At 69.5% G+C, this 23992-nt stretch carries 18 protein-coding genes and 1 tRNA gene; 8 read left to right on the top strand and 11 right to left on the bottom strand.

The window, feature by feature from the left end:
• Window positions 1-201: 201 nt before the first annotated feature.
• Together serS and OO67_RS02115 are read left to right on the top strand one after the other, a co-directional pair.
• Window positions 202-1479: a serine--tRNA ligase gene (gene serS, locus OO67_RS02120; RefSeq protein ID WP_033296821.1), complete on the top strand. Its 1278-nt coding sequence runs from the start codon at window positions 202-204 to the stop codon at window positions 1477-1479.
• Window positions 1476-2291, top strand: coding sequence for an HAD family hydrolase (locus OO67_RS02115; protein ID WP_033296820.1), 816 nt, complete (start codon window positions 1476-1478; stop codon window positions 2289-2291). Before serS ends, OO67_RS02115 begins: the two co-directional genes overlap by 4 nt.
• A 24-nt stretch (window positions 2292-2315) precedes the next feature.
• On the opposite strand, the gene OO67_RS02110 is transcribed toward OO67_RS02115, so the two are convergent.
• The 6 genes from OO67_RS02110 to OO67_RS02085 all read right to left on the bottom strand — a co-directional run bounded on the left by OO67_RS02110 (window position 2316) and on the right by OO67_RS02085 (window position 7203).
• A tRNA-Ser gene (locus OO67_RS02110) sits at window positions 2316-2401 on the bottom strand.
• 254 nt (window positions 2402-2655) lie between these two features.
• Window positions 2656-3348 (bottom strand): hypothetical protein, encoded by a 693-nt coding sequence (locus OO67_RS02105; RefSeq protein WP_033296819.1) that lies wholly within the window; start codon window positions 3346-3348, stop codon window positions 2656-2658.
• A 285-nt stretch (window positions 3349-3633) separates the two neighbouring features.
• Window positions 3634-4353, bottom strand: coding sequence for an ABC transporter permease (locus OO67_RS02100; protein ID WP_033296818.1), 720 nt, complete (start codon window positions 4351-4353; stop codon window positions 3634-3636).
• Window positions 4354-4383: 30 nt separating this feature from the next.
• A complete protein-coding gene (locus tag OO67_RS02095) occupies window positions 4384-5295 on the bottom strand; it encodes an ABC transporter ATP-binding protein (protein ID WP_033296817.1) in 912 nt (303 codons plus the stop codon).
• A complete protein-coding gene (locus OO67_RS02090; protein ID WP_033296816.1) occupies window positions 5292-6200 on the bottom strand; it encodes an ABC transporter permease in 909 nt (302 codons plus the stop codon). The genes OO67_RS02095 and OO67_RS02090 overlap by 4 nt, the downstream gene beginning before the upstream one ends.
• Window positions 6190-7203 (bottom strand): ABC transporter ATP-binding protein, encoded by a 1014-nt coding sequence (locus OO67_RS02085; RefSeq protein ID WP_033297013.1) that lies wholly within the window; start codon window positions 7201-7203, stop codon window positions 6190-6192. Before OO67_RS02085 ends, OO67_RS02090 begins: the two co-directional genes overlap by 11 nt.
• 377 nt (window positions 7204-7580) lie before the next feature.
• Here OO67_RS02085 and OO67_RS02080 point away from each other — a divergent pair, with 377 nt between their 5' ends.
• From OO67_RS02080 to OO67_RS02060, 5 genes are all read left to right on the top strand, one after another.
• Complete coding sequence (locus tag OO67_RS02080; protein ID WP_033296815.1) at window positions 7581-9362, top strand: SDR family oxidoreductase; 1782 nt, start codon at window positions 7581-7583, stop codon at window positions 9360-9362.
• 350 nt (window positions 9363-9712) lie between these two features.
• Window positions 9713-10255: an RNA 2'-phosphotransferase gene (locus OO67_RS02075; RefSeq protein WP_033296814.1), complete on the top strand. Its 543-nt coding sequence runs from the start codon at window positions 9713-9715 to the stop codon at window positions 10253-10255.
• Window positions 10256-10400: 145 nt separating this feature from the next.
• Window positions 10401-10778, top strand: coding sequence for a hypothetical protein (locus tag OO67_RS02070; protein WP_033296813.1), 378 nt, complete (start codon window positions 10401-10403; stop codon window positions 10776-10778).
• The gene (locus tag OO67_RS02065) at window positions 10769-11668 is read left to right on the top strand and encodes an LLM class flavin-dependent oxidoreductase (protein WP_033296812.1); all 900 of its coding nucleotides are present in this window, start codon (window positions 10769-10771) and stop codon (window positions 11666-11668) included. The genes OO67_RS02070 and OO67_RS02065 overlap by 10 nt, the downstream gene beginning before the upstream one ends.
• 198 nt (window positions 11669-11866) lie before the next feature.
• The gene (locus tag OO67_RS02060) at window positions 11867-12709 is read left to right on the top strand and encodes a Cof-type HAD-IIB family hydrolase (protein WP_033296811.1); all 843 of its coding nucleotides are present in this window, start codon (window positions 11867-11869) and stop codon (window positions 12707-12709) included.
• A gap of 244 nt (window positions 12710-12953) precedes the next feature.
• On the opposite strand, the gene OO67_RS02055 is transcribed toward OO67_RS02060, so the two are convergent.
• The 5 genes from OO67_RS02055 to hisC all read right to left on the bottom strand — a co-directional run bounded on the left by OO67_RS02055 (window position 12954) and on the right by hisC (window position 22334).
• Window positions 12954-14660 carry a sensor histidine kinase gene (locus tag OO67_RS02055; RefSeq protein WP_033296810.1) on the bottom strand — a complete coding sequence of 569 codons (1707 nt, stop codon included), beginning with the start codon at window positions 14658-14660 and terminating at the stop codon, window positions 12954-12956.
• A 62-nt stretch (window positions 14661-14722) separates the two neighbouring features.
• Entirely contained in the window at window positions 14723-18280 is a 3558-nt protein-coding gene (cydD, locus tag OO67_RS02050) for a thiol reductant ABC exporter subunit CydD (protein ID WP_051709073.1), read from the bottom strand.
• A gap of 150 nt (window positions 18281-18430) precedes the next feature.
• Window positions 18431-19432: a cytochrome d ubiquinol oxidase subunit II gene (cydB, locus tag OO67_RS02045; RefSeq protein WP_033296809.1), complete on the bottom strand. Its 1002-nt coding sequence runs from the start codon at window positions 19430-19432 to the stop codon at window positions 18431-18433.
• Between the two features lie 19 nt (window positions 19433-19451).
• Window positions 19452-20960, bottom strand: coding sequence for a cytochrome ubiquinol oxidase subunit I (locus OO67_RS02040; RefSeq protein WP_033296808.1), 1509 nt, complete (start codon window positions 20958-20960; stop codon window positions 19452-19454).
• Window positions 20961-21254: 294 nt separating this feature from the next.
• Window positions 21255-22334 carry a histidinol-phosphate transaminase gene (hisC, locus tag OO67_RS02035; protein ID WP_033296807.1) on the bottom strand — a complete coding sequence of 360 codons (1080 nt, stop codon included), beginning with the start codon at window positions 22332-22334 and terminating at the stop codon, window positions 21255-21257.
• 399 nt (window positions 22335-22733) lie between these two features.
• On the opposite strand from hisC, the gene OO67_RS02030 reads away from it, so the two are divergent.
• Window positions 22734-23846: a LacI family DNA-binding transcriptional regulator gene (locus OO67_RS02030; RefSeq protein ID WP_063746127.1), complete on the top strand. Its 1113-nt coding sequence runs from the start codon at window positions 22734-22736 to the stop codon at window positions 23844-23846.
• The last annotated feature ends 146 nt before the right edge of the window (window positions 23847-23992 follow it).

Here is a 23992-nt window from a genome sequence, read left to right as displayed (position 1 = left end):
CCGCACACGGACCGGCGATGCGCCCGGAGATCCGGAGCACTCACCCCTTTTTCGAGGCGATGGACCCATTCGGCGACGTTCCCCGCCCTCCGGCCGGACGGCGATTCTCCCCAGACTTATTGATTCCGGCAATTCGGGCAAAGCGCCACGCTCGGCAATATCGGTTCGAGTAGCGGATCCGCGCACCGGTAGCCTTGAGGGGTGATTGACCTTCGCCTGCTTCGTGAGGACCCCGACCGTGTTCGCGCCTCCCAGCGCGCCCGTGGAGAGGACGTCGCGCTCGTCGACGCCCTGCTCTCCGCCGATGAGCTACGCAGGTCGTCCGGCGTCCGCTTCGACGAACTCCGTTCCGAGCAGAAGTCACTCGGAAAGCTGATCCCGAAGGCCACCCCCGAGGAGCGTGCCGAGCTCCTCCAGAAGGCCGACCGGCTGAAGGCCGAGGTCAGGGCGGCGGACGCCGCACAGGACGAGGCCGACGCCGAGGCCAAGCGGCTGCTGCTGCTCCTCGGCAACATCGTCCACGAGGATGTGCCGGTCGGTGGCGAGGAGGACTTCGTCGTCCTCGAGACGCACGGCACGATCCGTGACTTCGGCGCGGAGGGCTTCGAGCCGAAGGACCACCTGGAGCTCGGCGAGGCGCTGGGCGCCATCGACATGGAGCGCGGCGCCAAGGTGTCCGGATCGCGCTTCTACTACCTGACCGGCGTCGGCGCGCTGCTCGAGCTGGCGCTGGTCAACGCTGCGATCGCGCAGGCCACCGAAGCCGGCTTCGTCCCCATGCTGACCCCCGCGCTGGTACGTCCACGCGCCATGGAGGGCACGGGATTCCTCGGCCAGGCCGCGGAGAACGTGTACCACCTGGAGAAGGACGACTACTACCTGGTCGGCACGTCGGAGGTGCCCCTCGCGGCGTACCACATGGACGAGATCATCGACGCCGACAAGCTGCCGCTGCGGTACGCGGGCTTCTCGCCCTGCTTCCGCCGTGAGGCGGGCACGTACGGCAAGGACACCCGGGGCATCTTCCGGGTCCACCAGTTCGACAAGGTCGAGATGTTCTCGTACGTCGACCCGGCGGACGCCGAGGCCGAGCACCGCAGGCTCCTGGACTGGGAGAAGCAGTGGCTCACCGGCCTTGAGCTGCCGTTCCAGGTGATCGACGTCGCGACCGGTGACCTGGGGTCCTCGGCCTCGCGGAAGTTCGACTGCGAGGCGTGGATCCCGACCCAGGGCAAGTACCGCGAGCTGACCTCCGCGTCGAACTGCGACGGCTTCCAGGCGCGCAGGCTCTCCGTCCGCATGCGGGACGGCAAGAAGGTCCAGCCGCTGGCCACGCTGAACGGCACGCTCTGCGCCGTACCGCGCACGATCGTGGCGATCCTGGAGAACCACCAGCTGCCCGACGGCTCGGTGCGGGTGCCTGAGGTTCTCCGTCCGTACCTGGGCGGGCGCGAGCTTCTGGAGCCGGTCTCCAAGTGACGTTCTCCTACAAGCTCGTCGCGACCGATCTCGACGGCACCCTGCTGCGCGACGACCACACGGTCTCGGACCGCACGAAGGAGGCGCTGGCCGCGGTGACCGCGGCCGGCGCCGCGCACATCGTCGTCACCGGTCGTGCGGTGCCGTGGACCCGGCACATCCTGGACGACCTGGGTTACGAAGGCCTCGCGGTGTGCGGTCAGGGTGCGCAGGTCTACCACGCGGGCGAGCACAAGCTGCTGACCTCCCTCACTCTGGACCGGCAGCTCGCAGGGCTGGCGCTGTCCAAGATCGAGGCGGAGGTCGGCCCGCTGGCCCTGGCGGCGAGCCGTGACGGGCTCGAGGGCGAGGTGCTGGTCGGGCCCGGTTACCAGGTGCAGGAGGGTCCGCTTCCCGCCCTCTACATGAGCGACCCCGCCGAGATGTGGACCGCTCCCCTGAACAAGGTCTACATACAGCACCCCGAGCTCGACGACGACGCCCTTACCGAGGCCGCCCGGCAGGCCGTAGGCAGCCTGGTGAACGTGGTCATGGCAGGCCCTGGTGTGGTGGAGATCCTGCCCCTGGGACTGAGCAAGGCCACCGGGCTCTCACTCGCCGCGCGCCGTCTGGGACTCAAGGCGGCGGACACGCTGGCGTTCGGTGACATGCCGAACGACATCCCCATGTTCGGCTGGGCGGAGCACGGCGTCGCCATGGCCAACGCGCACGACGAGCTGAAGGCCGTGGCGCACGAGATCACCGCGTCGAACGAGCACGACGGCATCGCGGTGGTACTGGAGGAGCTGCTCCGGACGCCCACACGAGCCTGAGCGGGCCGGTTCTTAGAGCTCCGGCGGAGGATGCGCGGATCGAACGCGCGCGGGGATGTGCCCCGACGACGGCTTAGCAAGCCGCTGCCTTACCACTCGGCCAATCCTCCGGGGGGGGGTGGCCGCGCGCGACGCGCGAAGGGCCACCCGGGGGTCCTGCCGCGGGCGACTGCGGGCAGCTGATGAAGCTACCGCGGTGCCGGCTGCGGACCGCCCTGTCGGGAACACGACGGACTCGGACTCCTGGTCATCGCCGCACTCCTCTCCCGGTCTGTGAAACGGCGCCTTCCCGCACCGTCCCCCTCACTGTGCCCGAGACCGGCGTCCGGGGGCCACCCGTTTTCCGGTGGCCCCCGGACGGAGGTCAGCCGCTCGCGCGGCGGCCCAGATCCCTCAGCCGGTGCGCGAGGTCGTCCATGCGGGCATCGAGGCGGATGACGTCATGGGATACGTCGGTGAGCCGGGTGCTGATGGCACCGACGACCTGATGCGTGACATCGAGTTTCCGGTCGAGGGAGTCGAGCCGCTGCGACATCCGGCCGAGCACGGGGCCGAGCTCCTGGAGCGCGCTTCCCACGCCGGCGTGGCAGCCCTCGATGCGGGTGACGCGCCGGTCCAGCGAGACGTAGGAGGCCCTGAGGTCCTCCTCCGCGTCGAGCAGGTGGGTCCGGACGCTGCGCGCGATGTCGCTGTCGCGAAGAAGCAAGGCGACGTTGAGCACGGTCCTGCGGGTGTAGAGCCGGAGCTGCGTGGCTGCCTGTGGATAACTTCCCGCCCCCTCGCCCTCCCATCGCGACACCATGTCGCTCTGGAAGGAGTGCAGCTCAGCACCTCGCAGCACCCTCATGCCGTTGCTGACCAGCTCCTTCTGGTGCCGGTCCGTCAGCCTCCTGACAGAGATTGTGGATACTTCGAAGTAGCGAGCCACTTCCTCTGTGCGAAGGTGAATTCCATCCGGGAGCATGACAAGGCTCTTGACCTTGTCGAGGACTTCGACGCGCCCCATCTGTTCGACCCGGAGGGCTTGGGATTCGAGCAGGGCGACTTCCGTGGGCATGGGTGTGCCTCTCGTACGGGGAATGGCAAGGAGAGCCCTGTCCCCGGGCTGCGAGGGCGGAGGTCGCTCACGGTTGCCACTACTCGATGACCGGTCGGGCGGGCGATCGCCTCACCGCTGCCGGCATTCCCCGCATTCACGAAAGCTCGACGCCACGGATTCCAGTTGCCTCCACGCGCCCTGTACAACGAGCCGACAACCGTACAGTCACGCGATCCGCCCGCCGCACACGGAACAACCCCCGCCCGGTGGGCGGGGGTTGCAGGGGGTACACGGCGGCCGGTCTCACTCCTCGCCGGCGAGCTTCAGCGCCCGCAGCTTCTGACCCGCGTACCACGTCGCCGCGACCGTGACGCCGATCAGCAGGACGGTCGCGAGCGGCAGGCCCACGTCCGAGGTGACCACTCCGTCCCCTGCGACCTTCTCGGCGACCGAGAGGGACCACTGCTGCACGCTGAGCGTCCGGGCTCCCGGGACCAGGCTGCCGAAGAGCGCCTCCCACACCAGGGCGTACACGAGGCCGAAGACCACGGCGTGCCGGCTGACCGTGCCGAGCAGCAGGAACAGAGCGCTGTACGCGATCGAGGCGACCAGCGCCGCGATCGTGTAGGCCACGGCGATCTGCCCGCCGTTGCCGTTGAGGATCAGGCCCGCGACGAACGTGGGCAGCGCCGAGAACAGCATCGTCACGGCGACGGCGACGATCAGCTTGGTGAAGATGATCGTGGGCCGCTTCACCGGCTTGGCCAGCAGGTAGACGATCGAGCCGTCGTCGATCTCCGGTCCGATGGCACCCGTCCCCGCGATGACCCCGATGAGCGGGACCATCGTGGCGATGGCGAAACCGCCCAGCACGCCGGAGGCGACGCCGTCATCGGCTCCGGCGAACGCCCGTACCGCCACGGCGATGGCCACCAGGAGGACCGGCAGGACGAACAGGATGGCGGCCCGGCGCCGGCCGAGCAGGGCCCGGTAGGTGAGCCGGGCGACTGTGGGGTCGTACATGACGCTTCACAGCTCCTTTCAGGCCACTACTCAGGCCGCTACGAGATAGGAAAAGACCGATTCGAGGGACTCGTCGGACGGGGAGACGGTGAGCAGCCGGATGCCGTTCTCGCGCGCGACCTTCGGCAGCAGCGTCGTGAACCGCCCGAAGTCGACCGCCTGGATGCGCAGGGCCTTCTCCGTCACGTCCACCTCGATCCCCGCAGTCGAGGGGTCCGCGATGAGCGCGGCCGCGAGGGCACGGTCGTCGCTGGAACGGACGAGGTAGCGGTGCGGCCGGTCCGTCATCAGCCGGCGGATCTTCCGGAAGTCACCGGACGCGGCGTGGCGGCCCGCCACGATCACCTCGATGTGCGAGGCGAGCTGCTCGACCTCCTCCAGGATGTGGGAGGAGAAGAGCACCGTGCGGCCCTCCGCACCCATCCGTCGCAACAGCTCCATCAGCTGCATCCGCTGACGCGGGTCCATGCCGTTGAACGGCTCGTCGAGGAGCAGCACCGACGGGTCGTGGACCAGCGCGGACGCCATCTTCACGCGCTGGCGCATGCCCTTGCTGTACGTCGAGATCTTGCGGTCCTGCGCGTACTCCATCTCGACCGTGGCCAGCGCCTTGTGCGCGGCCGCGTCGCCGAGCCCGTGCAGCTCGGCGTTGGCGACGACGAACTCGCGGCCGGTCAGGAAGTCGTACATCCCCTCCCGCTCCGGCACGATCCCGATCGACTTGTAGACCGTCTCGTTGCGCCAGATCTGTGTGCCGTCGAGCGTCACCTTGCCGGTCGAGGGCTCCAGGAATCCGGCCATCATGTTGATCAGCGTGGACTTCCCGGCTCCGTTGGGGCCGAGCAGCCCGGTCACTCCGGGGCCCACGGTCATGCTCACGTCGTTGACGGCGACCACGTTGCCGAACCAGCGGGAGGTGTGGTCGATCTCGATGGTGGTCACAGCCCGACCCTCCGGTAGCGGCGCATCAGGACGGCGTACGAGCCGGCGACGAGCGCGAGGACAACGATCAGATAGACCACACCGGCGGCGGCTCCGGGCCCTTCACCGCCGGGGAAGGCGGATGAGGCGCCGAGGAAGGCCGTCTGCACCCCGTCGATCAACGTGATGGGCGAGAACAGTCCGAGCCAGGTGACGGCACCGGCCGAACCGGTGTCCCAGGCGATGGCCTGGACGGTGGAGACCGCGCCGTACGTGATGGTCAGTACGGCGATCACGGCGGCGACTCCGAAGCCCCGGCGCGGTGTCAGGGCGGCGACCACCAGTCCGAGACCGGCGAACAGCACGGAGAGCAGTGCCACCGAGACCATCCCCTGTCCGAAGCCCTCGGTCTGATCGGCGAGATCGAACTTGGCCAGCAGCGCACCCACGTAGAGGATGACGAGGGGCAGCCCGGTGAGGATGAGCAGGGCCGACGCCATGGCGGCGAACTTGGCGAGTACGTAGTCGACGCGCTCGATCGGCCGCGAGAAGTACAGCGGCACGCTCTTGAACCGGAGGTCCCTCGACACCGACTGAGGCGCCTGGGACGCGATGAAGAGTCCGATCACGGCCTGCAGGTAGATCGCGAAGTCCGTGTACCTGATGGGGAGCTTCGTCATGTTGGGCGTGGCGATGGCGACCGCGACGAGGATCAGCGCCACCAGGCACATCACTCCGCACAGAAGCATCGGCAGCACCTTGGACTTGGCGGACCTGCCCAGCCCGAACGAACCCCGCAGGGACTGCGAGTACAGCGACCGGCGGGCATAGGCCCGGCCCAGGCGGGCCCCGTCGTAGGAGCGGTATCCGATGTTGTGGATCCGGGAGGTTTCGCTCCCGGCCGCGGTCCCGGTCTCAGTGCTCATCGCGACCGCTCCCCTTCTGCTCTCCGGCACCCGCTGTCGCGGCCACGGCCGCCCGCGGTGCCTCTTCGGTGCGGAAGACCTCGGCGATGTGGTGGCGCCGCTGTTCCATCCGGATGAGACCCAGCCCGAGGCCGGCGACGCTGTCGCGGACCACGTCGTACGTCTCCTCGCCCGTAGCCTCCACCAGGAGGATGTGGCCGGCGCCCGGCAGCCCCTCGGCGTCGAGGCCGTCGTGTCCGACGAGCTTGATCCCCGCCCCGGTGAGGGCCCTGCGCAGAGCGTCCGTGCCGTCCGGGTGGGCGTCGCTGTCGGTGACCTCGACCGCCAGCGTCGTGGTGGTCCGGGTGAAGTCGCTGGTGGAGCTGGAGCGCAGCAGCGCACCGCCGTCGATGACGACGACGTGGTCACAGGTCCGCTCGAGTTCTCCGAGGAGGTGCGAGGTGACCAGCACCGAGATGCCGAAGTCGGTGTGGACACGGCGGATCAGACCGAGCATCTCGTCGCGGCCGACGGGGTCCAGGCCGTTGGTCGGCTCGTCGAGGAGGACCAGCTTCGGGTCGTGGACCAGCGCCTGGGCCAGTTTCACCCGCTGCTTCATACCGGTCGAGTAGCCGCCGATGGGGCGGTAGCGCTCCTCGTACAGGCCCACGTGTCGCAGGGTGTCCGCGGTGCGCTCGCGCGCCGCGGTGGGCGGGAGCCCGGACATCCGCGCCATGTGGACGACGAACTCGGTCGCCGAGACGTCGGGGGGCAGGCAGTCGTGCTCGGGCATGTACCCGACCCGCTCCCGGATGGCGGCGCCCTCGGTGGCGACGTCGAGCCCGAGCACCGCGGCCCGGCCTTCGGTGGCGGGGGACAGACCCAGCAGGATCTTGATCAGTGTGGACTTGCCGGCCCCGTTGGAACCCACCAGGCCGGTTACGCCCGGTCCGATGTCCAAGGAGAGCCGGTCAAGCGCGGTCACCCTCGGGAACCGCTTGCTCAGGCTTTCGGTTGCGATCACAGTCACGTGTTCGAAGGTAGTGGTCCGCGCCACAGGAGTCGTCAGACCTGGCGGCTGTATCTGCGTCCGACTCCAGGCGTACGGACCCGTAGGGGGACCCCACGAAGGAGGAGAGTGACGCACGGGGCACCGGGAGCGGGAACGGCTGAAGGCCGCTGGGCAGGGAGGGGGGCAGGGGGAGAGCAGGGGGAGGCGACGGCTGACGGTGTGCGCGGGATGCCGACCGGTTGCCCGCACCGCACGGCTCCGGCTTGTCCACACGGTGTCGTCCACAGGTTCGGGGCATCCCTTGACGCGACCGTCCGACGGTTGCCACATTCAGCGGTGTCACGTTACGGGCGCGTTCCGCGACGTCGGGCACTGGACGAGGAGGCGGCGTGGAACCACGAGGCGTGCGTGAGCGCTGGGTGCGGACGGGCGGGATCGAGCTGTGTGTCGCCGAGTCCGGTGACCCGTCGAAGCCGACGGTCATGCTGGTGCACGGCTACCCGGACAGCAAGGAGGTCTGGTCCGAGGTCGCGGGACGGCTGGCGGAGCGGTGGCATGTGGTGTTCTACGACGTGCGGGGGCACGGCAGGTCGACGGCGCCCCAGCCGCTGCGCGGTGGCTTCACACTGGAAAAACTCACCGATGACTTCCTGGCCGTCGCGGACACCGTGAGTCCGGACCGGCCGGTGCATGTCGTCGGCCATGACTGGGGTTCGGTCCAGTCGTGGGAATTCGCGACGGTGGACCGGACCAAGGGCCGTATCGCGTCGTTCACCTCGATGTCCGGCCCCTCCCTCGACCACTTCGGGCACTGGATCAAGCGACGGCTGTCCGACCCGAGCCCTCGCCGGGTGGGGCAGTTGCTCGGCCAGGGTGCGAAATCCTGGTACGTGTACGCGCTGCACACGCCGGTTCTGCCCGAGATGGCCTGGCGCGGGGCGCTGGGCAGGCAGTGGCCGCGGATCCTGCAGCGGATGGAGAAGGTGCCCACGGACGGGTATCCGACGAAGTCGCTCCCCCAGGACGCGGCGCACGGAGCCTGGCTCTACCGTGACAACGTCCGGTCGCGCCTGCGACGTCCGCGTCCGGACGCGTACGCACATGTCCCGGTCCAGCTGATCACTCCGACCGGTGACGCCTTCCTCTCACCGTCGCTCCACGACGAACTGGACACGTGGGCACCCCAGTTGGTGCGCCGCACCCTGCCGGCGAAGCACTGGGTGCCTCGCACCAGGCCGGACCAGCTGTCCGCCTGGATCGACGACTTCGTCGGCGGTGTGGAAGACGGGCACCCGGAGGATTCCGCTGCGGCCGGCGCACCCGTCAAGGCGCCCACGGGTCCCCATGCGCACCGTTTCGGCGGCCAGTTGGTCCTCGTGACGGGAGCGGCTGCGGGAATCGGGCGAGCCACGGCCCTGTCGTTCGCCCAGGCGGGCGCGCGGGTGGTGGCCGTGGACCGGGACGCGGAAGGTGTTGCCCGGACGGCGGAGACGGCGCGGTCTCTCGGCGCCCCCGTCGCTCGGGGAGAGGTGGTGGACGTCGGGGACGAGCAGGCGATGGAGAAGCTCGCCGAGAAGGTCGCCGCCGAACTCGGCGTCGTGGACGTACTGGTGAACAACGCCGGCATCGGACTGGCGGGTTCGTTCCTCGACACGACGAGCGAGGACTGGCACAGGGTCCTCGACGTGAATCTCTGGGGAGTCATCCACGGCTGCCGGATCTTCGGCAGGCAGATGGCTGACCGGGGGCAGGGTGGCCACATCGTCAACGTCGCTTCGGCGGCGGCCTATCAGCCTTCCCGCGCGCTGCCCGCCTACAGCACGTCCAAGGCGGCGGTACTGATGCTCAGCGAGTGTCTGCGGGCGGAACTGGCCGACCGGTCGATCGGGGTCAGCGCCGTCTGCCCGGGCTTCATCAACACCGCCATCACCGGAACCGCCCACTTCGCCGGAGCCGACGAGGCGGAGGAGGAGCGCCTCCGAAAGCGCACGACCCGGCTGTACTCCCTCCGCAACTACCCGGCGGAGAAGGTCGCTAGGGCGATTCTCGATGCAGTGGTGCACAACCGGGCGGTGGTGCCGGTTACACCCGAGGCCCGCGGCGTACGGCTGCTGTCACGAATCAGCCCTCGCCTCCTGCGAGGCATCGCCCGGGTGAAGCCACCCCTGTGAGCTGATCGACGAGTTCGGGCGACGGCGCCGCAACGGCGCCCGCCGGACGCCGGGTTGAGCTGGCGCGCCACGGGCGGGACCCAACTCGGCGACGACGGCGCGTGGTTCGTTATTCGAGCCTGGCCGCAGTCGAGTTGTTTCACAAAGCGCCCAGAAACGCACATATAGCCTGCAATCGGGCGTAGTTGCACAACTCTCCCTTTTGCCCTTGCACTTGTCCACAGAGACGCCAAATTCCCTGTGGATAAAGCTAGTTAGCTGTGGATCAAACCTGGTCACGGCAACCGATGCCGCGAACGTCGGGTGAAATCGAGGTGCGCCGTGAGACGCGACGCGGGCACTCTGACGGGATGGACGAACGACGCACCGTCAAGGTGTCCAAGTATCTGTCGAAGCATCTGCGACACGAACCCGGCCGGATCGGAATCAGTCTGGACGCCCACGGCTGGGTGGCCGTCGACGAACTGCTGCGGGCCTGCGCCCAGCACGGCTTCGCCCTCACCCGGGAGGAGCTCGAACACGTCGTGGCGGTCAGTGACAAGCAGCGCTTCGCCGTGGCCGACGACCGCATCCGGGCGAACCAAGGCCACTCCGTCACCGTCGACCTCGGCCTTCCCCCGGCCGAACCGCCTGCGTACCTCTATCACGGCACGGTGGCACGCGTGCTCGACTCCATCCGCGCCGAAGGGCTTCGGCCGATGGACCGCCACCATGTCCATCTCTCACCCGACCGCGAGACAGCGGTCCGTGTCGGCGCAAGGCGCGGCGCCCCTGTGGTCCTGTCCGTGGACGCGGGAGCCATGCACCGGGCAGGCCATCTCTTCCATGTGAGCGCCAACGGGGTATGGCTCACCGACTCCGTACCGCCGGCCTTCCTGCGCTTGCGTGCCTGACACGCCGGGCAGGTCAGCGCTTCATGTCCCCGAGCCCCACCCTCAGGTCGTCGAGGTTCATGACCGGCGGGAGGCCGATCTTGGAACCCGCGTGGAACAGGGGCTCCAACAGCGGCGGCATACGGGCGGAGTCCTCACCGCGCAGATGGACACCGAGATCGCGAACCGCTCGGTGTCCGAAGGGACCATGTCCAAGGTGATGGAGGAGGTCGTCGAGCAGCTCAAGCCCGAGGCCGCGTACTTCACCGTCCAGAACGGTCAACCCACCTGTCTGATGGTCTTCGACATGGAGCTCGGCCCGGCCAGGCGCCCCGGCAACCACTGTCACCCTCCCCGGCAGCGTTCCTCCCGTGCGCCTCTCCGCCGGGGGACGACGGAGACAGCACCGGGTGACCGCCGCGCAGACGACGCCTGGCGGAGACACCCCTCGGCGGAGACCGCCGCCCGGCACTTCCGGACCACCGTGAACCTCTGCGAGCTCGCCGGCCCATCGTCTCTCGTAAGGTCGTCCCCATGCGACTGAGCACTGTGATCCTGCCGATCTACCGCTGGCACGACGAAGGCCGAGAGGTGTGGAGGCGCGCGCAGGAGCTCGGCTTCCACGCCGCGTACACCTACGACCACCTCTCCTGGCGCACTTTCCGCGACGGCCCGTGGTTCGGTGCCGTCCCGACCCTGACGGCCGCTGCCGGGGCCACGGACCGCCTGCGCCTCGGCACACTGGTCACCTCGCCCAACTTCCGGCACCCGGTGACGCTCGCCAAGGACCTCATCACTCTGGACGACGTCTCCGACGGGCGGATCACGCTCGGCATCGGCGCCGGCGGCAGCGGCTTCGACGCCACGACCCTGCGCGGGAAGGACGAGGAGCCGTGGAATCCGCGCGAACGTGCCGACCACTTCGACGAGTTCGTACCCATGCTCGACCAGCTCCTCCGGGAGCCCTCCGTGACGTGGGAAGGCCGGTTCTACGTCGCGAACGAGGCGCGGAACATCCCGGGCTGCGTACAGCGTCCCCGACTGCCGTTCGCGGTTGCCGCCACCGGGCCGCGCGGACTGAAGCTCGCCGCACAGTACGGCCAGGCATGGGTGACCACGGGTGATCCGAAGCTGTTCGAGGCAGGGACCGCTGAGCAGTCCGTGGCAGCCCTTCGCGGACAGATCGCCCGTCTCGGCACGGCGTGCGAGCAGGCGGGCCGGGACGTCTCCGCACTGGACAAGATCCTGCTCACCGGCTTCACCCCTGGCAACCCGCTGCAGTCCTTCGACGCGTTCGTGGACTTCGCGGGTACGCACTTCGACCTCGGGTTCACCGAGATCGTCGTCCACTGGCCGGTGCAGGACTCCGGCTTCGCTCTGGACACCAAGCTGTTCGAGCGGATCGCCACCGAGGCCCTGGCCCAGTTCGGCTGAATGCTCCCCGCCCTCTCCGGCCGGGGACGGGAGGGGCTCCGGGCCGCTCCAGGCCCGACGGGCGACGCCTTGACCTGGGGCGTCGCCCTCCAGGGCCATCGGCATATGCCCGCGTCAGGTTCCGCAGTTCAAGGACGCGCCCTCTCAGATGTGCGCCCCTCTGCACGCACGTGCGACTCCGTACGGAAGAATGACGGGGTGACCTCAGCTACCGACTCGCCTCTGCCTGCCGTGACCCGGCTGATCGCCACCGATCTCGACGGCACCCTCCTACGCGACGACAAGACCCTGTCGGACCGTACGGTCGCCGCTCTGGCCGCGGCGGAGGAGGCGGGGATCGATGTCTTCTTCGTCACGGGACGGCCCGCCCGTTGGATGGAGGTCGTGAGTCCTCATGTGCAGGTCCACGGCATGGCGATCTGCGCGAACGGTGCCGCGGTCGTCGATCTCCACGACGGCCGGCTGCTCGGGGTCCATCCGCTGGACCGCGCGATCGCCCTGGATGTGGTCGACGTCCTGCGCGAGGCCGCGCCCGGGGTGTCCTTCGCCGTCGAACTGGCCACCGGCATCCACTACGAACCGGCCTACCCCCCCTTCCACATGGACCCGGGTGCCACGGTCGCCGTCGCGGAGAAGCTGCTCCACGAGGAGGCCCCGGGCGCAGGTACGCCGGTCCTGAAGGTCCTCGCCCATCACCCCGAGCTGGCCCCGGACGCCTTCCTCGCCCTGGCCCGTGGCCTCGCGGGGGACCGCGCGTCGTTCACCCGGTCCAGCCCCACCGCGCTGCTGGAGATCAGTGGCCTCGGGGTCTCGAAGGCCCGCACACTCGCAGCGTGCTGCGCGGAGCGCGGGATCACCCCGGACGAGGTGGTCGCGTTCGGGGACATGCCCAACGACGTGGAGATGCTGAGCTGGGCCGGCGCCTCGTTCGCCATGGGCAACGCACATCCGGCCGCTCTGGCCGCCGCGTCCGGCGTGACACTCACGAACGACGAGGACGGCGTCGCGGTCGTCATCGAACGGATCCTCGCCGCGCGCTGAGGCCGCCGGCCCTGAGCGGCAACGCCTGACCACGCCACGGCCCGGAGCGCACGCCTGCCCACGCCGAAGCCGACGGCCCGGAGCGCACGCCTGCCCACGCCGAAGCCCCCCGGCGGCTGCCACCGCACACCGGACCGCGCCTCGAAGCAACCGGCTCGGAACTCACACCGGGGCGGCTCTCGAGGAGCGCACCTCGGGGCCGCGCATCCTGGCTCACCGCGTCGTCAGAGCAGTACCTCCCTCGTCAGAGCGGTACCTCCCAGGTCACCGTGGTGCCACCGCCGTCCTCCCCCGCCCCCGGCCCGAACCAGCTCGCGCCGCCCAGCGACTCGGCACGCCTGGCGAGGTTGCGCAGCCCGCTGCGACGACCGCCGTCCGGGATCCCCACCCCGTCGTCCGCGACCGTCAGACGTACCGCGTCCCGCCCGTCGGGCAGCACCGCGGTCGCGTCCACCCTCACGTCGACGCGTGAGGCTCTCGCGTGACGGAACGTGTTGGACAGCGCCTCACGGAGAGCAGCGATGAGGTTCTTACCGGCCAGCTCCCCCACCAGCGCGTCGACCGGACCCAGGAATCGGTGCGCCGGCATGAACCCCAGGGGCACGGCGGCCATGTTGATCTCCCGCAGCACCCGGGTCCGCAGCCCCGACGGCGCCTCAGCCGGCTCCTGCTGCAACGCGAAGATCGCGGTACGGATCTCCTGGATGGTCACATCCAGTTCGTCGACGGCCCGTCCGATGCCGGCTTGCACCGCGGGGACCGGAGAACGCCGCTGCGCGCCCTCGAGCATGATCCCGGTGGCGAACAGGCGTTGGATGACCAGGTCGTGGAGGTCCCGGGCGATCCGGTCCCGGTCCTCGTAGACGGCCAGCCTCTCCCGATCCTGCTGGGTCTCCGCCAGCTTCAGGGCGAGTGCGGCCTGTGCGGCGAAGTGAGTGGCCAGCGTCCGTTCCGCCTGGGTGAACGGCCGGCCGCCCCGGACCCGCGGGATGGAGAGGGCTCCGAGCACCCGGCCCCCGCTGCGCAGGGGCAGCAGCATGTGCGGGCCGAACTGGTCGGCCAGCCTGGTGATCATGCGTGGGTCCGTCGCCGGATCGTCCAGAAAGACCTCCTCGCCCCTCAGGAGCGCCGCCACGACGGGACTCTGCGGCGGGATGATCACCCCGAGGGAGGCGGACGGCGTCTCCCCGGCGACGGCGACGATCTCCAGACCGCCCTCCACGGCCGGAAGCAGCACGATGCCGACCGCTGCGTCGGCGAGACGGCGCGCCTGTTCGGCGACGACGGCAAGTGCCTCGTCGGCGTCCCCGCCCGAGAGGAGGGCGGTGGTGACGGCCACCGAGCCGTCGATCCACTGTTCGCGCTGACGGGCGGCCTCGTACGTCCGCGCGTGGCCGATGGCGATCCCCGCCTCCGTGGCCAGCACCCGGAGCATGTGCAGTTCGTCGTCCCCGAACGCGCCCCCGCCGTGCTTCTCCATCACATAGAGGTTGCCGAAGATCTGGCCCTGGACCCGGATCGGGACCCCCAGGAACGTACGCATCTCCGGGTGTGCGGGCGGGAACCCGGCGAAGCGCGGGTCGGCCGCCAGATCCTCCAGCCGAATGGGCACACCCTCCTGGATCAGTGCGCCGAGGAGACCGGTGTGGCCGTCGGGTGGGCGGCCGATCGCCCGGGCGGTCTCGTCCGGCACTCCATGGGTGATGAAGTCACTGAGGCTTTCACCGGGCCGCTCGACGACGCCGATGGCCGCATACCGGGCGTGGGCGAGTTCGGCCGCCGTCTCACAGATGCGTTCGAGGGTGGAGTGGAGCTCGAGACCCGTACCGACGGACCTCGTTGCTTCCAGCAGCTGCGGAACACGTGCGGTCAGCTCCGCGGAGAGCCCTCGCAGGGTTCCGGTCGTCTGCTGCGCCGCTCCGGGTGAGGCCTTCGGGTCCGGCTGGGACATGCCACGAGCCTAATAAGCGCCGGTCGGTCCGGAAAGTCGGCGATGGTCTGTGCTCGACGCCCTCAGCCCCGAACGGGCACCGCCCCCATCGGCCGCATCTGCTCCGGCCCGGTACGCACCGCTTCCTGCTCGCGTTCCAGCATGCGCCGCAGTGGGCCGTCCTGTGCGGCCAGGGCGGCGTACGGACCTCGCTGGACCACGCGGCCCCCGTCCAGCACCAGGACCTCGTCCACCGCGTCGAGCCCCGCCAGCCGATGGGTGATCAGCACGGTCGTGCGCCCCTGCGTGGCAGCCAGCAGGTCCACGGTCAGCGCGTCCGCCGTCGCCAGGTCGAGGTGTTCCGCGGGCTCGTCGAGCACGAGTACGGGGAAGTCGGCGAGGAGGGCACGGGCCAGCGCCAGCCGCTGCCGCTGGCCGCCGGACAGCCGCGCCCCGTGTTCACCCACCAGTGTGTCGAGACCGTCGGGAAGCGACTGGACCCAGTCCAGCAGCCGGGCCGCGGAGAGCGCGTCCCGCAGCCGGCCGTCCGTGGCCCCGGTGCGGGCGAGCCGCAGATTCTCGCGGATGGAACTGTCGAAGACGTGGGCGTCCTGGGCGCACAGCCCTACGAAGGTCCGGACCGTCTCCCCGTCCAGCGCGGAAGCCTCGACACCGCCGAGACGGTACGCCCCCTCCCGGACCTCCAGGAAGCGGAGCAGGACTTGGGCGAGCGTGGACTTCCCCGAACCGGACGGGCCGACGACGGCGACCCGCTTGCCGGGGTGCAGCGTCAGATCGACGGAGTGCAGCGCATCGCGCTCCATACCCTCGTACCGGGCCGACAGGCCTCGTACGTCGAGGGGGAAGGGCGAAGCCGGCGCCTCGGCCGGTTCAGCCGGTTCCTCGACCGGTACCGGCGCGTCCAGCACTTCGAAGACCCGCTCCGCGCTCCGCTCGATCCGCTGGCGGTACTGCACCGCGAGCGGTAGTCCGGTCACGGCCTCGAACGCCGCCAGGGGCGTGAGCACGACCACGGCGAGTTCCACGCCTTCCAGCCGTCCGTCCAGCACCGCGGGCAGCGCGACGAGCGCCGTGCCCACGACGGTGAGCCCGCATATCAGGGCGGAGAGCCCGCCCCCCAGTGCGGTCGCGGCCGCAGCGCGCGAGGCGATCCGCGTGAGGACGCTGTCCGCGGTGCGCACCTGCTCCTTACGGGCGGGCAGCGCACCCGCCACCGCCAGCTCGGCCGTCCCGCCGAGAAGATCGGCGACCCGTACGGCGAGTGCGGCCCGGGCGGGCGCCAGCCGGCGTTCCGCGCGCCGGGCGCAGGCACCGCTCAGCAGCGGCACGCCGACGCCGGCGAGGAGCAGCCCGGCGGCCAGGACGGCGCCTGCCTCGGGCAGCATCCAGCAGGTGAAGGCGACGGACCCCGCCCCGACCGTGAGCGCGGTTCCCGCGGGCAGCAGCCAGCGCAGCCAGTAGTCCTGCAACGCGTCCACGTCGGAGACCAGCCGGGAGAGCAGGTCACCTCGTCGCGTGGCCCGGAGGCCGGCGGGGGCGATCCGCTCCAGCCCGCCGTACACGGCCACCCTGAGCTCGGCCAGCATCCTCAGCACGGCATCGTGGGACACCAGCCGCTCCGCGTAGCGGAACACGGCCCGGCCGATGCCGAAGGCCCGGGTCGCGGTGACCGCGACCATCAGATACATCACCGGGGGCTGTTCGGAGGCGCGTGAGATCAGCCATCCGGAAACGGCCATGAGACCGACCGACGAGCCGACGGCGAGGCTCCCCAGCAACAGGGCCAGCCCCAGCTTCCCGCGCTGGGGCCCGGCGGCTTCCCGGACCCTGGCCAGCATGCGTCCGCCGGCCCGGGGGGCGGTCTCCTTGAGCAGCGCGGGCTCCCCCGCACTCAGACGTCCGGCGTCGTCCTCCACGCGTGAGACCGCGGACCCTGCGGAAGCCGTCCCACCGTCGGGCCGCGTAAGCCCGGCAGCCACCCTGTCCGGCCCCGGCTCCAGCGCCACCACACGGTCCGCGACCGAGAGCAGCGCCGGCCGGTGCACGACCAGCAGCACGGTGCGTCCCGCGGCCAGCCTCCGTACCGCGTCGACGATGCCCGCCTCCGTCTCACCGTCCAGGCTCGCCGTCGGCTCGTCGAGCAGCAGCAGCGGCCGGTCGGCGAGGAACGCCCTGGCGAGCGCGATCCGCTGGCGCTGGCCCGCGGAGAGCCCTGCGCCGTCCTCGCCCAGCGGTGTCGCGGCGCCGTCCGGCAGCGCGTCCACGAAGGCGTACGCCCCTGCTTCCCGCAGCGCGGCCATGACCGCCTCGTCGTCCGCGTCCGGACGCGCCAGACGTACGTTCTCCGCGATCGTGCCCGCGAAGAGATGCGGGCGCTGGGGCACCCAGGCGATCTGCTCCCGCCAGCGTTCGGGGGAGAGGGCGGACAGGTCGGTTCCGCCGACCCGCACGAACCCCTCGTCGGGCGCCGTGAATCCCAGCACCACGGAGAGAAGCGTGGACTTACCGACCCCACTGGGACCGACCAGGGCGACGGTCTCCCCCGGCTCGACCACGAGAGAGGCGGCGTCCAGCGACGGCTCGGTCCGGCCCTGGTGCCGGACCGTCACCCTCTCCAGCTCCAGCCGCAGGGACTGAGGTACGCCCTGGGTGCCGGCGGCCGGCGGCTCTGTCTCCAGCACCGCGAAGATCTCCTCCGCGGCCGAGAGGCCCTCCGCGGCCGCGTGGTACTGCGCGCCTACCTGGCGGATCGGCAGATAGGCCTCCGGCGCCAGGATGAGGACGACGAGCCCGGTGTAGAGGTCGAGCTCTCCGTGGACGAGCCGCATCCCGATCGTCACCGCGACCAGAGCCACGGAAAGAGTGGCCAGCAGCTCCAGAGCGAAGGAAGAGAGAAAGGCGATCCGGAGCGTCTTCAGCGTGGCCCGGCGGTATTGCGAGGTGATGCTGCGGATCGATTCGGCCTGCGCCTTGGCGCGGCCGAAGACCTTCAGCGTCGGCAGCCCGGCGACGACGTCGAGGAAGTGCCCGGAGAGCCGTGAGAGCAGTTTCCACTGACGGTCCATCCGGGACTGGGTGGCCCAGCCGATCAGAATCATGAAGAGCGGGATCAGCGGCAGCGTCACCACGATGATCGCCGCGGAGACCCAGTCCTCGGTGACGATCCGAGCCAGCACCGCCACCGGGACGACGACCGCGAGCCCGAGCTGCGGGAGATAGCGCGAGAAGTAGTCGTCGAGGGCATCCACGCCCCGGGTGGCCAGGGCGATCAGAGATCCGGTGCGCTGACCACTCAGCCAGTCCGGCCCCAGGCCGGAGGCCTGTTCCATGAGCCGACCGCGCAGTTCGGACTTGACCGCGGCACTCGCCCTGTACGCGGCCAGTTCGGTCAGCCAGGCCACGAACGCCCGCCCCAGCGCGACGGCGGCGAGCAGAAGGAGTGGCGTGCGGAGCGCGGCAGCGCTCAGTCCGCCCTCGAACCCGCCCACCACCACCTCGGCGACCAGCATGGCCTGGGCGATGACCAGAGCGGCCCCGACCAGGCCCAGCGCCACTACGGCCGCCAGGAAGAAGCGGGTGGCCCGGGCGTACCGGAGCAGACGCGGGTCGATCGGTTTCACGTGAAACAGCTCCCCAGTGAGCTCATGTCGTTCGCTCAGCCAGTTCTGTGCGCAGGGCACATTCAGTACGTCGCATACGTCGCATCAGCGAGACCACCGCGATTCGGCACGGGCGGTGCGGGACGGCGTGTTCGGTGCGCATCCGCGTGCTCAGTGCGCATCGGCGATGTGATGCGTCCCGATGCGCTTGCGGAACACCCAGTACGTCCATCCCTGGTAAAGCAGCACCACCGGGGTGGCGATGCCGGCGCACCAGGTCATGATCTTGAGGGTGTACGGGCTGGAGGACGCGTTGGAGACCGTCAGGTTCCAGGCGTCGTTCAGCGAGGACGGCATGACGTTCGGGAAGAGTGTCAGGAAGAGCATCGCGACCGCCGCGGCGATGGTCACACCGGAGAACGCGAAGGACCAGCCCTCGCGACCCGCCGCGATGGCGCCGATGGCCGCGACCAGGGACACCACGGCGATGATCATCGCCGTCAGGCTCCACCCGTTGCCGTTGTCCGCCTGGGTCCAGACGAGGAAGCCCAGAGCCAGTACAGCGGTGGCCAGACCCAGCTTGAAGGCCAGGCCGCGTGCCCGCTCCCTGATGTCCCCGACGGTCTTGAGAGCGGCGAACACCGCCCCGTGGAAGGTGAAGAGGAACAACGTGACCAGCCCGCCCAGGACGGCGTACGGGTTGAGCAGGTCCCAGAGGTTGCCGACGTACTCCATGTCGGCGTCGATCTTCACGCCGCGGACGATGTTCCCGAAGGCCACACCCCAGAGGACGGCCGGGATCAGCGAGGTCCAGAAGATCGCGTGCTCCCAGTTGGTCTGCCAGCGCTCCTCGGGCCGCTTCGCCCGGTACTCGAACGCGACCCCCCGGACGATCAGGCAGAGCAGGATGACCAGCAGGGGCAGGTAGAAGCCGGAGAACAGGGTGGCGTACCACTCCGGGAAGGCGGCGAAGGTCGCGCCGCCCGCGCTGAGCAGCCACACCTCGTTACCGTCCCAGACCGGCCCGATCGTGTTGATCAGAACCCGGCGTTCCTTGCGGTCACGGGCCAGCAGCTTGGTGAGTACCCCGATACCGAAGTCGAATCCCTCCAGGAAGAAGTAGCCGGTCCACAGGACGGCGATGAGCACGAACCAGACGTCGTGGAGTTCCATCTCTCAGCTCCGCTTGATCTCAGTAGGAGAAGGCCATCGGCCGGTCGGCGTCCTGGTCGTGACCGCCGATCCGGGTGGGCGGGTTGAGGTCGGCCTCGGTGAGCTCGGGCGGCCCGGCCTTGATGTACTTCACGAGGAGCTTCACCTCGATGACGGCGAGCACCGCGTAGAGCACCGTGAAGCCGATCATGGAGGTGAGGACCTCCCCCTGCGAGACCCCCGGAGAGACCGCGTCACGGGTCTGGAAGACGCCGTACACCACCCAGGGCTGGCGTCCCATCTCGGTGAAGATCCAGCCCCAGGAATTGGCGATCAGGGGGAACATCATGGTCCAGAGGGCGGTGAGCCAGTAGAGCCCGGCGAGCTTCGGGCTCAGCGCCCTGTTCCTGAACAGGACGAGATTCGGCACCTCGTCCTCGCCTGTGCGCAGCGCCGGCGGCAGCAGGAACTTCCGTCGCGTCAGCCACAGACCCAGCAGGCCGAGCCCGAAGGACGCCATGCCGAAGCCGATCATCCAGCGGAAGCTCCAGAAGGCGACCGGGATGTTGGGCCGGTAGTCACCGGGCCCGTAGGTCTCCTGCAACTCCTTGTTGATGTCGTTGATGCCCGGGACGTAGGAGGTGAAGGTGTTGTCGGCCAGGAAGGAGAGCACTCCGGGTATGGAGACCTCCACGTCGTTGTGCCCCTCGGCGACGTCCCCGACCGCGAAGAGCGAGAAGGGAGCGCCCTCCTCGCCCTCCCACAGGGCCTCCGCCGCGGCCATCTTCATCGGCTGCTGCTTGAACATCACCTTGCCGAGCGTGTCCCCGCTGACAGCGGTGAGCATGCCGGCGGCCACCACCGTGACCAGCCCGACCCGTAGTGAGGTGCGCATCACACGGATGTGCTTCCTGCGGGCGAGGTGGAAGGCGGATATCCCGACCATGAAGGCGCCTCCGACCAGGAAGGCCGCCGTGATGGTGTGGAAGAACTGGGTGAGCGCGGTGTCCTGGGTGAGCACCTTCCAGAAGTCGGTGAGCTCGGCGCGGCCGCGTTCCTCGTTGATGCGGTAGCCGACCGGGTGCTGCATCCAGGAGTTGGCGGCCAGGATGAAGAAGGTCGAGAGGATCGTGCCTATGGACACCATCCATATGCAGGCGAGATGGATCTTCTTCGGCAGCTTGTCCCAGCCGAAGATCCACAGGCCGATGAAGGTGGACTCGAAGAAGAACGCGATCAGCGCCTCGAAGGCGAGCGGGGCGCCGAAGACGTCACCCACGAACCGCGAGTAGTCGGACCAGTTCATCCCGAACTGGAACTCCTGGACGATGCCGGTGACCACGCCCATGGCGATGTTGATCAGGAACAGCTTTCCCCAGAACTTGGTGGCCCTGAGGTACTTCTCGTTGTCCGTGCGCACCCAGGCGGTCTGCAGGCCGGCGGTGAGCGCGGCGAGAGAGATCGTCAGGGGGACGAACAGGAAGTGGTAGACGGTGGTGATGCCGAACTGCCATCGCGCCAGGGTCTCTGGTGCCAGAGCCAGCTCCACGACTCTTCTCCTTACGTCGCCGTGATCACAGCCGCAGATGCCCAGTCAATCCACCCGATCATGGGAGGAAACGGGGCGCGCTTGTGAACGCGTTCACATTCACAAGCATTATGGCGCACAAGTCTTCGAAGGCATCGAGTGGGGGGTGCTTTCCGGCCGACCCGGCCGAGACAGCCGAAACCGGACAGGTCTCCGAGGCACGGGGCGGCACCGCCCCGCACTGAAAACAGGTGGCCCCGGACCTCGGTGATCGAGGTCCGGGGCCACCGGAAGTCCATCGGACGCGGACCGGGGCTACTGCTCCCTGCGGAAGGACTCCGCCACCTTCAGGAACACGTCGTTGGCCTCGGCCTCCCCGATCGTGACCCGCACACCCTCACCGGCGAACGGCCGCACGACCACACCCGCCCGCTCGCAGACCCCGGCGAAGTCGAGCGTACGGTCCCCGAGCCGCAGCCAGACGAAGTTCGCCTGGGACTCCGGAACGGTCCACCCCTGCCCCACGAGCCCGTCGTACACCCGGGCGCGCTCGCCGACCAGCGATCCGACCCGCCCGAGCAGCTCGTCCTCGGCGCGCAGCGAGGCGACCGCGGCGTCCTGGGCGACCTGGCTGACGCCGAAGGGGACGGCCGTCTTGCGCAGCGCCGCCGCCACGGGCTCGTGCGCCACGGCGAAGCCGACCCGCAGGCCCGCGAGGCCATAGGCCTTGGAGAAGGTCCGGAGCACCGCGACATTCGGCCGGTCCCGGTAGATCTCGATGCCGTCCGGCACATCGGCGTCCCGGATGAACTCCTTGTACGCCTCGTCGAGCACCACCAGGACATCGTCGGGGACGCGGTCAAGGAAGCGTTCCAGCTCCGCCCGGCGGACCACCGTGCCCGTCGGGTTGTTCGGATTGCAGACGAAGATCATGCGCGTCCGGTCGGTGACCGCGCCGGCCATGGCGTCGAGATCGTGCACCTCGCCGCCGGTCAGCGGGACCTTGACCGATGTGGCGCCGCTGATCTGCGTGATGATCGGATAGGCCTCGAACGAGCGCCAGGCGTAGATGACCTCGTCACCAGGGCCCGAGGTGGCCTGGAGCAACTGCTGGGCGACACCGACCGAGCCCGTACCGGTTGCGAGGTGGGAGACCGGCACGCCGAATCGGTCGGCCAGTTCGTTCATCAGACCGGTACAGGCCATGTCCGGGTACCGGTTGAAGGTGGCCGCCGCGCCGAGAACCGACTCCATGACACCGGGCAACGGGGGATACGGGTTCTCGTTGGAGGACAGCTTGAAGGCAACCGGTCCCTCCGCGGAGGCCGGCTTGCCCGGCACATACGCAGGGACGCCGTCCAGCTCGGCGCGCAGCTTGGGGCTCGTCTCGCTCACCGCAGGTCCTCCTCGACCGTCCGTACACATCAATACTGCTCACCTTATGAGGATTGGGCACCTGTGCGAATGTCAAGGTTCCGAAATCGCGGCCCGCCGGGAATCGTCCGCCGTGCCCCTCTCCGGCGGACCCGGAGAGGGGAGCGCCGCGCATCTCGCCGCGCGCCGGTCGCTCACTCCGTGGCGCGCATCCCTCGAACAGGTGAGTTGAGACCACTTCGAGACATGGACCATCCAGCAGGTTCGCGTGCGTCGATGCAGGGCACATTGACCTGGGCACCCTCAACGCCCTTGTTTTGCAAGGCATTTACACTCTTATGATCTTGCAGAAACGTGCCTGTCAACGGGCGCATATGCGTCCGTCCCGATCCGGCGTCGGAGCCCTACTATCGGCTCGCCATGACAGCAGCAGGGAAGCACCAGGTGAGCCGGACAGAGACCCCCCGGCGCGGCGGCCGACAGGGACGGGCGGGGATCCGGGACGTAGCCGCAGCGGCCGGGGTCTCCATCACGACCGTTTCCGACGCCCTCAACGGCAAGGGCAGGCTCCCGGACACCACCCGCCGCCATGTCCGCGAGGTCGCCGAGCGGCTGGGCTACCGCCCGTCCGCAGCGGCCCGGACCCTGCGGACCGGAAAGTCGGGGCTCATCGGCCTGACCGTGACCACATACGGGGATGAACCTTTCACCTTCACCGAATTCGCGTACTTCGCGGAGATGGCGAGAGCCGCCACTTCGGCCGCGCTCGCCCGTGGCTACGCCCTCGTGATCCTTCCCGCCACCTCACGACACGACGTCTGGTCCAACGTCGCCCTCGACGGGACGGTGGTCATCGACCCGTCCGACCAGGACCCCGTGGTCACCGAACTCGTACGCCAGGGCCTCCCGGTCGTCTCCGACGGACGGCCAGCGGGGACACTTCCGGTCACGGCCTGGGTCGACAACGATCACCGGGCGGCCGTCCTCGACCTCCTGGACCACCTCGCGGCCGCGGGAGCGCGCCGTATCGGGTTGCTCACCGGCACCACCACCGACACGTACACCCGCCTCTCCACCACCGCCTACCTCCACTGGTGCGAGCGGGTCGGCCAGGATCCGGTCTACGAGTCCTACCCGGCCCACGATCCCCGCGCCGGCGCGGTCGCCGCGGACCGCCTGCTCGCCCGTCCCGACCGCCCGGACGCCGTCTACGGGCTCTTCGACCCCAACGGCACCGATCTGCTCGCCGCCGCGCGCCGCTACGGCCTGCGGGTCCCTGAGGACCTCCTGCTCGTCTGCTGCAGCGAATCGACCGTCTACGCGTCGACCGAGCCCCCCATCACCACGCTCTCGCTGAAGCCCCGCAGAATCGGCACGGCGGTCGTCCAACTCCTCATCGACGCCATCGAGGGGGTCGAACACGACGGCCCGGTGGAGCAGGTGATACCTACGGAGCTCATCGTCCGGACGTCCTCGCAGCGGCGTCCGCCGCGCACCACGGTCAGCGCTCCGCGGTCCCCTGCCGGGGACTGATCGGATTAATCCGGACCAAACGGCCGACGAACCAGGTGTGCGCACGGATTCACCACCCCTGGTGCGTCACACAGGACGATCCGCATTCCTATGATGGGCGCACGACACCGCGGACCACCTCTACCAGGCAGGGCCCGTCAGGTGTA

The sequence above is a fragment of the Streptomyces atroolivaceus genome (genome assembly GCF_000717025.1).
Lineage (GTDB): Bacteria > Actinomycetota > Actinomycetes > Streptomycetales > Streptomycetaceae > Streptomyces > Streptomyces atroolivaceus.
This window is presented reverse-complemented; position numbering and strand designations above follow the sequence as displayed.